This window comes from Microvirga sp. GCM10011540, from assembly GCF_042650665.1.
Lineage (GTDB): Bacteria > Pseudomonadota > Alphaproteobacteria > Rhizobiales > Beijerinckiaceae > Microvirga > Microvirga lenta.
On the sequence record NZ_JBHSBQ010000138.1, the window covers coordinates 50425 to 62755 of the forward strand.

Here is a 12331-nt window from a genome sequence, read left to right on the forward strand (position 1 = left end):
CAGCTTCAGGCCCCACCTGAAGCTGTTCCTTCATCCGGGAAAGCACGCTTCAGCAGAAGTCATATGAAACGTTATTAAATATAAAGTACTATAAAAGCAATACTTCTTGAATAAAGTAAAGATGGCGGCGGCGCCGAATATCTCTGGATCGGCGCGTCCGACGTGGGCTCCGAGGGCTCCTGGCGTTGGACCGACGGAACGTCGCTCAAATACGCGAACTGGGGCTATGGCGGGGAGCCGGACAACTACAACGGCAATCAGAACGTCGCCGGTCTCGCACTCGAATCCTGGCCTGCAGGCAAGGGCGGCCTCGGCCGCGCCGGGCAGTGGAACGACGTCAATCAGTGGACCAGCCTCTATTCCGTCGTGGAGTTCGACGGCCTCGCCGGCACGCCCCAGGCGGACAAGCTGAAGGGCACCTCCGGATCCAACACCCTCCTCGGCCTGCAGGGCAACGACACGCTCACAGGCGGTCGGGGCAAGGATGCGTTCGTCTTCAACACCAAGCTGAATGCGAAGACCAACGTCGACAAGATCACGGATTTCCGGGTGAAGGACGACACGATCCGCCTGGACGACAGGATCTTCAAGGCGCTGGATGCCGGCAGCCTCTCCCTGGAGGCCTTCCACATCGGCAGCAGGGCGCAGGACGAGGACGACCGGATCATCTACGACAGCCGGAAGGGAGCGATCTACTACGACCCCGACGGCAACGGCAGCGGGGCTCAGGTCAAGTTCGCGTCTCTCGCCAAGAACCTCAAGATGACGGAAGCGGACTTCTTCGTCATCTGAGCGTCCGCATGTGAGCCGATTCTGAGCGTCCGCATGTGAGCCGATTGCGCCGATGGCGGGTCCCGCAAGGATTCCGCCTTCTTTTTTGCCCCTTGTTGGGTAGCGGCCCGCGGCCGGCATAGCCCGCATGCCCAGGCTCGTTCCGTCCGAAGGATAGCGCCCGGCGCCCGCCCGATATGCGAGACTGCAGGGAGCCGCACCGGCCCTGCCCGGGGAAGCGGCCTCCCCTCGACGGGGAAAGGGTCTCAACCTTCGATCCGACCCGATGCACGCCAGTCGATAGATCTCAGTCAAAGCGTCTCAGAAACTGTTCAGAAGCGAATGGGGCTCAAAGACCATTGGAGAACGCCATGGCGAAGCGCGCGCTTTATTTCTCGGCCACCACGGAAGAATACGGCACCGAGCTGTACCGGCTCTATCCCTGGAGCAAGAAGCCCATGCTGATCGACATCGATCCGGGGCCGAGCGGTTCCTTCCCGACCGGTTTCGAGGAACTCGGCGGGCGGCTCTATTTCCGGGCCACCACCGAGGAGTACGGCGGCGAGCTCTACCGTCTTTCCCCGTGGAGCAAGACCCCGACCCTCATCGACATCAATGCCGGCGCGGAAAGCTCGGATCCCTACCAGCTCACCGCCTTCGCGGGGGCGCTCTATTTCGGGGCGACGACGGAGGAGACCGGGACGGAGCTCTACCGGCTCGAGCGCGGCAGCAACACGCCCACCCTCATCGACATCAACCCGGGCATCGGAGGCCCCGGCCCCGACACCTCCGGCTCCGTTCCCACCGACTTCTTCGAGTTCGGCGGACAGCTCTATTTCCGCGCCTTCACGGACGAGACCGGAAGCGAACTCTACCGGCTCGATCCCGGCAGCACGACGCCCACCCTCATCGAGATCAATCCCGGTTTCGAGAGCTCGGCGCCGGGGCTCCTGAGCGGCTTCACCGAGTACAGGGGCTATCTCTACTTCACGGCCTTCACGGAGGAGACCGGCGAGGAACTCTACCGGCTGGCGCCGGGCAGCGACACGCCGGAGGTCCTCGACATGACGCCGGGGGCGGACAACTCGTTCCTGGGCTCCTTCAGCGGCATCGTCGGCCTGAGGGGCGACCTCTACTTCGCGGGTTTCTCGCAGGAGACCGGCACGGAACTCTTCCGCCTGCCGGCGGGCGGCGACACGCCGACGATCATCGACATCAATCCCGGCGAGGCGACGTCCTTCGTGGACAATCTCACCGTCGTCAGAGGCCATCTCTACTTCACCGCCACGACGGAGGAGAACGGCACCGAGCTCTACCGCCTGCGGCCCGGCAGCGACACGCCGACGATCATCGACATCAATCCCGGCGCGGAAAGCTCGACGCCCCTCTCGCTCACCGAGCACAAGGGCAAGCTCTACTTCACGGCCGAGACGGAGGAGAACGGACGGGAGCTCTACCGGGTCTCGCCCTGGAGCGACCGGGCGAAGCTGATCGACGTGAACCGGGGCGCGGAGGATTCCAATCCCTTCGATCTCACATCCGCCAAGGGGAAGCTCTATTTCTCCGCGACCACGGAAGAGACGGGAACCGAACTCTTCACCCTCGCCTGCAACGGCAGGAAGCCCGTGGTCGTCGACATCGACAAGGGCCGGGAAAGTTCCTCGCCCGCCGAGTACTTCATGGTCTGAGGCGCCTCACGGCTGCATCCTCAAAGCCGCAGAGAGCCCCAGCGGGCTCCCTGCATGCGTTCGGCCGCACGCGAAGGCTCGCGCCCTCCTCGCAGATCCGGGCAGGACACCCTAAATCAGCCTCGTCCCGGGCGGCTTTCGAGTGCGCCTCGGTCGCGACGGGCGGCGCCGGGATGCGATGCGAAAGGATGTCTCATGAGCCAAGCCGCCCTTCCGGTCATGTCCGAGCGGAGCCCGGGCATCGCCGTCAGCCGCGCTTCGCCCGTGTCCGTTCTCGGCGCCATGGTGCGCAACCCGCTCGATGCCCTGCCGCCCGAGATCTTCCACGAGCCTCTCGTCTATTCGCGCATCGCCGGCAGCCGGCGCATCCTGATCACCGATCCGGCGCTGATCCACGAAGCCCTGGTGCGCAACGCCGATTCCCAGCTCAAGGGCGACGACATCCGGCGCACCCTCGGCCCTGCCCTCGGCCAGGGATTGCTCACCTCCGACGGGGCGCATTGGCGCTGGCAGCGCCAGTCGGTGGCGCCGGCCTTCCGGCACGAGAGGCTGGTCGGTCTCCTGCCGGCCATGATCGCGGCGGCGGAGCGCACCCGCGACTGCTGGCTCGCGCCCGATGCGGGGCCGGTCGTCGATATCGGCCACGAGATGATGCACACGACCTTCGACATCATCGTGGAGACGATGATGTCGGGCCCCGGCGGGATCGACGTGGCGCGGGTCGAGCGCAGCATCACGGAATACCTGCATCCCACGGGCTGGGTCTTCGCGCTGAGCCTGCTCAAGGCCCCCGAATGGCTGCCCTATCCCGGCCGGCGCAAGGCCGCGGCGGCGGCGGATTATCTGCGCTCCGCCATCATGGCCATGGTCGCCGAGCGCCGCCGCACCGGCGAAGGACGCGAGGACCTGGTGGCCCTGCTGCTGGCGGCGGCCGATCCCGAGACCGGCCGGACCATGAGCGACGAGGAAATCACCGACAACCTCATCACCTTCGTGACCGCCGGACACGAGACCACGGCGCTGGGCCTCGCCTGGACCTTCCACCTGCTCGCCGGGCATCCGGAGCACGAGGCGAAGGCGCTGGCGGAAATCGAGGAGGTCACGGAGGGCGGGGCCGTGCGCCCGGAGCACATCTCCCGGCTGACCTATACCCGCCAGGTCTTCTCGGAGGCGATGCGCCTCTACCCGCCCGCCCCCGTCATCACCCGGACGGCGGCGCGGGACTTCCCGCTCGCCGGCTTCACGGTTCCGGCCGGCACCATCACCGTGGTGCCGATCTACGCGGTGCATCACCACACGAGGCTGTGGAAGGACCCGGAGCGGTTCGATCCGGACCGGTTCTCGCCCGAGCAGGCGAAGGGGCGCCACCGCTATGCCTACATGCCCTTCGGGGCCGGCCCCCGCATCTGCATCGGCAGCGCCTTCGCGACCATGGAGGCGGTCGCGATCCTCGCCGTGCTGCTGAAGGCCGCGCGGCTGAGAAACACGTCCGCCGACACGCCGAAGCCCACCATGAAGGTGACCCTGAGGCCCCTGCGCAAACTCAGGATGAGGGTGGAGCGGCGCGAGGCCCCCGTCAGCGCCGCGTCACCGTGAGATAGACGATGAAGGCGCCGATCCCGACGGCGAGCAGCATCAGCACCATCTGGCGGGTCTCGCCGGTGAAGGCCGCGTCCCGGTACATCTGGGACATCTGGGCGGCGCGCTCCGGGTCGCGGGACATGAAGATCCCGAGCACGATCATCAGGGTGAGAAGGATGAGGATCAGATAATTGGGACGCATGATCGTTCTCCCTTACCGGCCTTCGAACCGGGGCGCGCGCTTCTCGCGGAAGGCGGTGACGCCTTCCATGAAGTCGTGGCTGAAGCCGGCCTGCTGCTGGAGCTTCGCTTCGAGGGCCAGTTGCGTCTCGAGGTCGTTCGAGAGGCTTTCCGCTACCGCCTGCTTGGTCAGCCGGTAGGCGAGGCCCGGCCCCTGCGCGATCCTGGCCGCGAAAGCCGCGACCTCATCCGCGAAGGCGGCATCCTCGAACACCTTGTAGACGAGCCCCATGCGCTGCGCCTCCTCCGCCGGAACCGGATCGGTGGTCAGCATGAGCGCCAGGGCCCGCTTCGGCCCGACGAGGCGGGGCAGGATCCAGGTGCCGCCCGCATCGGGCACGAGGGCGATCTTGGCGAAGGCCTCCTGCAGATAGGCGGAGCGGGCCGCCACCACCACGTCGCAGGCGAGAGCCACGTTCATGGAGGCGCCCACCGCCGGGCCGTTCAGGGCCGCGACGGTGATCTTGGAATAGTTGGCGAGCTTGAGGACCAGGGGATTGTAGTCGCGGGAGAGAGCCGGCCCGAGATCGAGGCGCCCGTCCGCATCCCGCGGCAGGTCCTCGGTCAGGTCCTGGCCCGACGAGAAGGCGCGCCCCTCCCCCGTCAGCACGACGACGCGCACCGCCTCGTCGTCCTCCAGCTTCTGCAGGGTCTCCCGCAGTTCCGCATGCATCGTGGCGTTCAGGGCATTCAGCTTGTCGGGCCGCGCGAGCGCGAGGGTCGCGACGGGTCCGTTCACGGTGCAGCGCAGGGTGGTCAAACTCATGAGGTCTCAGCTCCCGACTCGTCGAGCTGGAGCATAGAGGGGAGCGAGACGCAATTAAAGCGCAGCCTGACGCCTTCAGAAGGCGCCGCGGCTCCTGATGCCGTCGAGCATCCCGACATCGGCCGTCAACTGGTGCTCGAAGACGGCCCGGCTGTAGGTCTCGCCGGTGCTCTTGATGCGGTAGCGCGGAGCCCCGCCGCCGGACGGCAGCAGTTCCGCGATCACGAACGAGCCGGTCCAGGCCGGACCGGTGAAGCGCCTGTCCGTGAAGCTCACATGCTGGCCGCAGGCATAGAGATGTTCGGTCATCCGATTTCCTTTCGAGGGATTCGAAGCGGGGACGTCACTGGAGGAAGATCACGCAGGACATCCCGAAGGCGAAAACAGCGGCCAGCCCGGCGAAGGACAGCCACGTCTTCTGGTTACGGCTCAAGGCGAGCGGACTGCGCGACATGGCTCTCATCTCCCGGCACGCACGAAACGTTCGTTCTTGTGCCACGCCCTGCGCCGCAGGTCGGACGGGATCAGGTTGAGATTGGCCGCGGCATCCGGGCCGATGCAGTCCACGGGGTCCGACGCTCCGGCGCGGAAGGCCTGCTGCGGCTGGGCGAACCGGGTGAGCTCGTGCTCCCCCGCCAGACGCTCGTCCGACCGTAGGACCGAATGGATGCGGTACTGCGGCTCGACGGAGTCGGCGGTCAGGCACCGGGTGATCGTGTAGGGCGCCTTCCACGTGAGATTCGGGAAGAGCCGCTGCGTGTAGAGAACACGCTCGCCGACGGCGTAACGATGGGTCATAGGACTGTCCTTCGAGGTGAGGTCCGCGCAGGCCGCAATACACGAACGATGTCCGAAGGTGTGCGGTCGGTCGTAAGGGATCCGCCGGCTCAGAAATGCCGGTCCTGCCCCCAGATGTCCACGTCCTCGGCGGCGACCTCGTGCGGCAGGCAGTAGCGTTCCTGCACGCGCGCGATCAGCTGCGCCTTTGTCTTGATCTGATCGAGATCCGACGGGGTCAGGCGGCTCCACTTGGCTTGGGCATCCCGCAGGTTGCGGCCCATGAAGCCGATATGTTTCGTGCCCGCGAACCGTGCCACGTCGGCGATCCTTATAATGATTTCTTGAGGTCATGAAGCAAACGGATGAATTCTACTTTTGTTCCGGAAATAAAAATCCCGGATCTCAGCGCGGACGATAAAAAATACTTCGAGAATTTACAGGTAAATTCGAGCATAAAACCTTGGGCTGGCTGCCGACGACCCTGCTTCCCGCAGGATCAGGCGGCATCGTCTCTCTCGTCGAGCTGGAGCATGGTGCGGATCTCCGCCCGCAGCACCGGCAGGAGCTCGGCCTCGAACCAGGGATTTTTCCTGAGCCAGCCGTTGTTGCGCCAGGAGGGATGCGGCAGGGGCAGGATGCGCGGCCGGCGCGGGCCGGCCAGGATCTCCCGCCAACGCTTGACGGTCTCCGTCAGCCCGTCGCGAAAATCGTCGCCCAGGTGCCAGGCTTGGGCGTATTGCCCGATGAGCAGGATCAGTTCGAGATTGGGCAGGGCCTCGAAGACCGGTCGGCGCCACATCTCCGCGCATTCCCGGCGCGGCGACAGGTCGCCGCCCTTGGCATCCTGGCCCGGGAAGCAATGGCCCATGGGGACGGTGGCGATGCGCGAGGCGTCGTAGAAGGTCTTCTCGTCGAGGCCGAGCCAGGTGCGCAGCCTCGCGCCCGACCGGTCCGGGAACGGAATGCCGATGGCGTGTCCCCGGGTTCCGGGGGCCTGGCTGGCGATGCAGAGCCGCGCGGTGGCGCTGCCCTGGATGATCGGGCGCGGCTCGTGCGGCAGCGCCGAGCCGTAGCGCGGCGCATCGCGGCAGATGCGGCAGGCCCTGAGCCGGCGGGAAAGCTGGTCGAAATCGGGAGCGGAATCCATTCCCCTCATCTGGGGACGGATGCCCGCCTCAGGGAGCGCGGCGCAGCGTCACTGCGCGGGCGCGTTCTGCCGCCGCCAATCCTGCGGCCGTTCGAACCTTCCGGCCCACAGGCCCGCAGAGCGGCTGCGGGCGGCGGCTTCCTCCGCCTGGTACTCGCGCCCGTACGACACGGCCCAGCCCTCCTCGACCATCCGGGCGTTGAGGTCGCGCCCGTCCACCGTGCACGACACCAGCAGGCGCCTGTAGCGGTCGCGGCCGGACGAGCGGCATTGGACATCCCGGTTCAGGATCATGCGGATCAGCGCGTTGCGGGAGGTCTCGCCACAAAGATAGACCTCGCCGTCGAGCGTGCAGGTCTGGCGCATCTCGGGCGCGTCGATGCCCTCCAGGCGCAGGCTCCTGTCGCCGATGCGGATCGTGTCTCCGTCGACCGCGTGGGCGCGGCCCTCGATCGTGCGGTCGCTCGGCTCGAGGAGGAACCAGGCGCCCGCCGCGAGCCCGAGGGCCAGGACCAGGGAACTGAGGCCGGAGGAACGGGAGGAGCGGCGGGGCCGGAAACCACGTCGCGCCATGGTCAGGCCAGGCGCTCGGAAACCCCGGCCTGACTGAATGTCGCCATGTCCCGATGGACCGCCGCCGCGCTCTTGACGATTCCGGCCGCCAGCGCCGCGCCCGTGCCCTCCCCGAGGCGCATGCCGAGCGCCAGGAGCGGGATCTTGCCGAGCCGCGCCAGCACGTCCTGATGGGCGCCTTCCGCCGAAAGATGACCGGCGAGGCAGTGATCGATGGTGGACGGATGGATGGCGTGAAGGACGGCGGCGGCCGCCGTCGCCACGTAGCCGTCGAGGATGACCGGGATCTTCTGCAGGCGCGCGGCCAGGATCGCGCCGGCAATGGCCGCGATCTCGCGGCCACCGAGGCGGCTCAGCACCTCCAGCGGGTCCTTGAGGTGGTCCTTGTGCCGCGCGACGGCGGCCTCCACGGCGGCGACCTTGCGCCTGAAGCCTTCGTCGTCGATGCCGGTGCCCCGGCCGACCCAGTGCTCGGCCGGCCCGCCGTAGAGGGCCGTGTAGATGGCCGCCGCGATGGTGGTGTTGCCGATGCCCATCTCGCCCACGGCCAGAAGGTCGGTGCCGCCCGCAATCGCCTCCATGCCGAACGCCATGGTGGCGACGCAGGACTTCTCGTCCATGGCCTCGCGCTCGGTGATGTCGTTGGTGGGCATGTCGATGGCGAGGTCGAACACCTTGAAGCCGAGGCCCAGGCTGGCGCAGATCTGGTTGATCGCCGCGCCCCCGGCGGCAAAGTTCTCCAGCATCTGCCGGTTCACCTCGGGCGGGAAGGCCGAGACGCCCTGCGCCGTCACCCCGTGGCTGCCGGCGAAGACGCAGACGAGCGGCCGGTCGGCGGAAGGCCTCTCCTTGCCCTGCCAGGCGGCGAGCCATTCGACAACCCATTCCAGCCGCCCGAGGCTGCCGGCCGGCTTCGTGAGCTGCCGCTCGCGCAGGCGCACGGCCTCGACGGCCGCCTCGTCCGGCCCCGGCATGGTCGTGATCAGGCGGCGGATGTCGTCGAAGGGCGAGGTGGCGGCGTCGGTCATGGAGGGCTCCAGCCCGTGCGGGCGCTGAAGAAGACGAAGAATTCGGCCCGACCTATAGACCATTTTGCCGGGATGGGGAGGCGCGTTCTGCGCCCGACGGATGCACTGACGCAAGACCCGCCGTGCGGCTGGCGAATGGCGCGGGCCCGTCCGTCACAGCACCCCGTCGAGTTCGGCCTGGGCCTTCGCCTCGTCGAGAAGCCAGGTACGGAAGGCCGCGATGGCGGGCCGCTCCGCGACCGCTTCCGGGCAGACCACGTAGTATTGGTAAGCCCCCTTTACCTGGTGCGGAAAGGGCCGCGCGAGGCGCCCCGCCTTGAGATAGTCGCCGATGAGCACGTTGGTCGCCAGCGCGACCCCCTGCCCCGCCGCCGCGGCCTGAAGGGCCAGAAAGGTGTGGGAGAAGTGGGGTCCGTGGGAGGCGTCCACGCCCTGCACCCCCACGGCGGCGAGCCAGCGCGGCCAGGTCATGAAATCGGGAACGCCCTCGGGGATCTCGTGCAGAAGCGTGTGGTGGCGCAGATCCGCCGGCTCGCGCAGGGGATGCTCGGCATCGTCCAGGAGCGCGGCGCTGCAGACGGGAAAGAACGTCTCCTCCATGAGCAGGTCCGTGCGCAGGCCGGGATAGCCCCCTTTGCCGAAGCGGATCGCCACGTCCACGTCCTCACGGGCGAAATCGGTCCGGCTGGTGGAGACCGAGACGCGGATCTCCAGGTCCGGGTGGCGCGCCCTTAGGGAGCCGAGGCGCGGGATGAGCCAGCTCGACGCGAAGCTCGGCAGGGTGCTCACGGTCACGACCCGGGAGGCCTCCGAGCGCATCACCCGGGCGGTCGCCTCGTCCAGTTCGTCGAGCACCTGGGACAGGGTGGCGGCATAGCGCTCCCCCGCGGGGGTCAGGACGACGCCCTTGCTGGGCAGGCGGACGAAGAGGGGAATGCCGAGCCAGGCCTCCAGCGCCTTCACCTGTTGCCCGACCGCGCTCGCCGTGACGGCGATCTCGTCCCCCGCCCGCTCGAAATTGAGATGCCGGGCGGCGGCCTCGAAGGCGCGCAGGGAATTCAGGGGCGGTAGGCGGCGACGGGACATGGATTTTTCAGCCTGAATGGATGCCTCTGCCCAAGCTGTGCTTGGGCGAAACACAAGAACATCTCGTTTGCTTCCATCCTAGCCCAGGAGCACATTTACGCCTAGAGAAACACATGCAGATGAGGTCTGCCATGACCATCGGAATTGCCGCAGTAAATCTTGGCTCGAAGGCCGCCCCGTCGCGCAGGAGCGGCACTCTGCTGCCGCTGCTCCTGAAGGTGGAGGCCTGGCTCGACCGCCGCGCCAGCCGCCGCGCCCTGTACCGCCTCGACGACCGGGCGCTGGCCGATATCGGCCTCTCCCTCGCCGACGTGGACGGCATCTACGATGACCCGTCCCTGTCGCCGCAGAGCCTGCTCCTGATCCCCGACGTGCGCCAGGAGCGGGTGTGACGGGCGGAGCCCGCAGGATGCGCATCCTTTGCTCCCAAAGCATCAGCGATCCCGTAGCCGAACGTCGAGGCGCCTCCGGAGTGAACTGGAACCTCCTTCGAGACGCCGCTTCGCGGCTCCTCAGGATGGGGTCGGGAGAGGATGATACCGCTGTAGGATTTGGCTGTGATGGCGCGACCTCCTTCCCTCCCCCTTGTGGGGAGGGCCAGGGTGGGGGTGCCAGCGCCAAGCCCTCATAGGCTATCGCCCACACCCCACCTCCACCTCCTCCCCACAAGGGGGAGGAGAGCAACGCGGCGCTTTCGGCGAGGCCCGAGGTCCGTGGGGAGGAGAGCCGGTCGGCGTTTCCCACCACGAAGGCGGAGGAGAAATGAGCGACGACCGGGTTCTCACCCTGGCCGGGTTCCGTAAGACCCGGCCATGCTTTATCGGTCGGCTCGAGGGAGTCGAGCATGGCCGAGCAACTGGAAGAGACCGGACCCGTCGCGATGGGATCGTGGCAGGGTGTCCTGGCGGATCTCGCCTCCTGCCTGCGTTTCTATTCCCGCCTGCCGGTACCGGCCCTGCCCTGGGAGCAAGACCCGCACGCCCTGCCGGATTTTCCCAGTATAACGCGCCTGGTGCCTTTGGCGGGGCTCGTCCTCGGCATCCTGCCGGCGGCAGTTCTGGCGGGTGCCCTGCTGCTCGATCTCGGCCCCTGGCTCGCCGCCGCCCTCTCCGTCGCTGCCATGACGGTGACCACCGGCGCATTCCATGAGGACGGCTTCGCCGACACCGCCGACAGCTTCGGCGGCGCGACCCGCGAGCGGCGTCTCGCCATCATGCGCGACAGCCTCATCGGCTCCTTCGGGGCCTCGGGCCTCGTGCTCGTCTTCGCGCTTCGGATCGGGGCTCTGGCGGAGCTCGTCTCGCGGGTCGACACGGCCGGAGCCTGCACGGCAGTCCTGATCGCCGCCGCCCTGTCGCGCACCGCGGGACTGATGCCCCTCGTCCTCCTGCCACCCGCCCGCCTCGACGGCGCCTCCCATGCGGTCGGGCAACCAACCCGCGACACCTTCTGGCGCGCGGCGGCGCTCGCGGGCGTGATCGCCGTCGTTCTGGGCACCCTCTCAGGCCTGGACCCGTCCGGCATCGGCCTCATGCTGATCCTCTCGACCGCGTCGGGCTGGGCGCTGACCCGCCTGGCGGCACGGCACATCCAGGGGCAGACGGGCGATATCGCGGGCGCGGCCCAGCAGGTCGCGGAGATCGCCGCGCTCGTCGGCCTCTTGACCGTGGTCGAACGTTGACAACATGAACCCTTGAGCATGACCCGCGTTTCGAGCCCCTGCATCCGCGTCTGCCTCCTCGATCCCGAAACGGGCCTGTGCGAGGGCTGCGGACGCACGCGCGAAGAGATCGGCCGCTGGTTCCGGCTGCCGGAGGAGGAGCGCCTGCGCATCATGGCCGAACTGCCGGAGCGCATGCGGCGGGCCTTCGCCACGACGGCAGAGACGGACGAGGAGTCCTGATGCCGGGCATCGGCTTCGTCAGCAGCCTTCTCCTCGGCGCCGCCGTCATGATCGCCCTCGTCCGCGTGGAGCCCATCGGGGATCTCTCCCCCATGGAGGCCGCCCTCCTGGTCGGCTTCGGCGGCATCGCCCTGGTCATGGCCGGCACGATCATCGACGGCTTCCGCCGCCACTGGACCTACGGTGTGCAGTCCATCGCCGTCAGCGGCGGCATTCTCGTCGCGCTGCTGGTGATCCACGCCTCGCGGGGCGAATGGCAGGCGGTGCTCGACCGCGCCATCGGCGACATCTCCTACGGCCGGACCGTCGTGACGCCCGAGGGCGAGGTGGTGGCCGCGCGCCGCTCGGACGGCAGCTTCATCGTCGCCGGCAAGGTCAACGGGCGCGACACCCGCTTCATCTTCGACACCGGGGCCAGCACCGTGGTGCTGCGCGCGGAAAGCGCCGAGGCCCTCGGCATCGATCCCGAGGCGCTGGACTATTCCATTCCCGTCTCGACCGCGAACGGCACGGCGCTCGCCGCCCCCGTCACCATCGGGAGCATATCGGTGGGCCCGATCACCGAGCGCAACGTGCGCGCCCTGATCGCGCGCGAAGGCGTGCTGCACGCCAACCTGCTCGGCATGACGTTCCTGGAGCGGCTCGCATCCTTCGAAGTCCGGGGCAACCGGCTGATCCTGCGCGCGAAGGGCGATGTGAGCGCAGGCGACGACTGACCGGAAGCGCTCGGCCCGCCGCGCCTTTCGGGCCGCGAGCAGGCGACAGACA

16 protein-coding genes and 1 pseudogene are annotated in these 12331 nt (G+C 67.9%); 8 read left to right on the plus strand and 9 right to left on the minus strand.

The window, feature by feature from the left end; genetic code table 11:
- Positions 1-144 precede the first annotated feature (144 nt).
- The 4 genes and pseudogenes from ACFOYU_RS21690 to ACFOYU_RS21705 form a co-directional block, all read left to right on the plus strand.
- A pseudogene (locus ACFOYU_RS21690) lies at positions 145-300 on the plus strand (lectin-like protein); the annotation flags it as partial.
- 66 nt (positions 301-366) lie between these two features.
- Complete coding sequence (locus ACFOYU_RS21695; protein WP_377035229.1) at positions 367-792, plus strand: hypothetical protein; 426 nt, start codon at positions 367-369, stop codon at positions 790-792.
- A 350-nt stretch (positions 793-1142) separates the two neighbouring features.
- Positions 1143-2459, plus strand: coding sequence for a hypothetical protein (locus ACFOYU_RS21700; protein WP_377035197.1), 1317 nt, complete (start codon positions 1143-1145; stop codon positions 2457-2459).
- Between the two features lie 195 nt (positions 2460-2654).
- The gene (locus ACFOYU_RS21705; RefSeq protein WP_377035198.1) at positions 2655-4055 is read left to right on the plus strand and encodes a cytochrome P450; all 1401 of its coding nucleotides are present in this window, start codon (positions 2655-2657) and stop codon (positions 4053-4055) included.
- On the opposite strand, the gene ACFOYU_RS21710 is transcribed toward ACFOYU_RS21705, so the two are convergent.
- From ACFOYU_RS21710 to gcvA, 9 genes are all read right to left on the minus strand, one after another.
- Positions 4036-4242, minus strand: a complete 207-nt coding sequence (locus tag ACFOYU_RS21710) for a hypothetical protein (RefSeq protein WP_226741257.1) — start codon at positions 4240-4242, stop codon at positions 4036-4038. The two genes, ACFOYU_RS21705 and ACFOYU_RS21710, sit on opposite strands and share 20 nt — an antisense overlap.
- A 12-nt stretch (positions 4243-4254) precedes the next feature.
- Positions 4255-5046: an enoyl-CoA hydratase-related protein gene (locus ACFOYU_RS21715; protein ID WP_377035199.1), complete on the minus strand. Its 792-nt coding sequence runs from the start codon at positions 5044-5046 to the stop codon at positions 4255-4257.
- 75 nt (positions 5047-5121) lie between these two features.
- Entirely contained in the window at positions 5122-5355 is a 234-nt protein-coding gene (locus ACFOYU_RS21720; protein ID WP_226741259.1) for a hypothetical protein, read from the minus strand.
- A 150-nt stretch (positions 5356-5505) separates the two neighbouring features.
- Complete coding sequence (locus ACFOYU_RS21725) at positions 5506-5844, minus strand: hypothetical protein (protein WP_377035200.1); 339 nt, start codon at positions 5842-5844, stop codon at positions 5506-5508.
- An 89-nt stretch (positions 5845-5933) separates the two neighbouring features.
- Positions 5934-6143, minus strand: a complete 210-nt coding sequence (locus ACFOYU_RS21730; RefSeq protein WP_226741261.1) for a hypothetical protein — start codon at positions 6141-6143, stop codon at positions 5934-5936.
- 179 nt (positions 6144-6322) lie between these two features.
- Positions 6323-6973 (minus strand): uracil-DNA glycosylase family protein, encoded by a 651-nt coding sequence (locus ACFOYU_RS21735; RefSeq protein ID WP_377035201.1) that lies wholly within the window; start codon positions 6971-6973, stop codon positions 6323-6325.
- Positions 6974-7021: 48 nt separating this feature from the next.
- Positions 7022-7546 carry a thermonuclease family protein gene (locus ACFOYU_RS21740; protein WP_226741263.1) on the minus strand — a complete coding sequence of 175 codons (525 nt, stop codon included), beginning with the start codon at positions 7544-7546 and terminating at the stop codon, positions 7022-7024.
- 2 nt (positions 7547-7548) lie between these two features.
- A complete protein-coding gene (cobT, locus tag ACFOYU_RS21745) occupies positions 7549-8574 on the minus strand; it encodes a nicotinate-nucleotide--dimethylbenzimidazole phosphoribosyltransferase (protein WP_377035202.1) in 1026 nt (341 codons plus the stop codon).
- A 153-nt stretch (positions 8575-8727) separates the two neighbouring features.
- Positions 8728-9660 carry a transcriptional regulator GcvA gene (gcvA, locus tag ACFOYU_RS21750; protein ID WP_377035203.1) on the minus strand — a complete coding sequence of 311 codons (933 nt, stop codon included), beginning with the start codon at positions 9658-9660 and terminating at the stop codon, positions 8728-8730.
- 131 nt (positions 9661-9791) lie between these two features.
- On the opposite strand from gcvA, the gene ACFOYU_RS21755 reads away from it, so the two are divergent.
- The 4 genes from ACFOYU_RS21755 to ACFOYU_RS21770 all read left to right on the plus strand — a co-directional run bounded on the left by ACFOYU_RS21755 (position 9792) and on the right by ACFOYU_RS21770 (position 12279).
- Positions 9792-10052 carry a DUF1127 domain-containing protein gene (locus tag ACFOYU_RS21755; RefSeq protein ID WP_377035204.1) on the plus strand — a complete coding sequence of 87 codons (261 nt, stop codon included), beginning with the start codon at positions 9792-9794 and terminating at the stop codon, positions 10050-10052.
- A gap of 452 nt (positions 10053-10504) precedes the next feature.
- Positions 10505-11341 (plus strand): adenosylcobinamide-GDP ribazoletransferase, encoded by an 837-nt coding sequence (locus ACFOYU_RS21760; protein WP_377035205.1) that lies wholly within the window; start codon positions 10505-10507, stop codon positions 11339-11341.
- Between the two features lie 18 nt (positions 11342-11359).
- Positions 11360-11563 carry a DUF1289 domain-containing protein gene (locus ACFOYU_RS21765; protein WP_226741268.1) on the plus strand — a complete coding sequence of 68 codons (204 nt, stop codon included), beginning with the start codon at positions 11360-11362 and terminating at the stop codon, positions 11561-11563.
- Positions 11563-12279 (plus strand): TIGR02281 family clan AA aspartic protease, encoded by a 717-nt coding sequence (locus tag ACFOYU_RS21770; RefSeq protein WP_377035206.1) that lies wholly within the window; start codon positions 11563-11565, stop codon positions 12277-12279. The genes ACFOYU_RS21765 and ACFOYU_RS21770 overlap by 1 nt, the downstream gene beginning before the upstream one ends.
- The last annotated feature ends 52 nt before the right edge of the window (positions 12280-12331 follow it).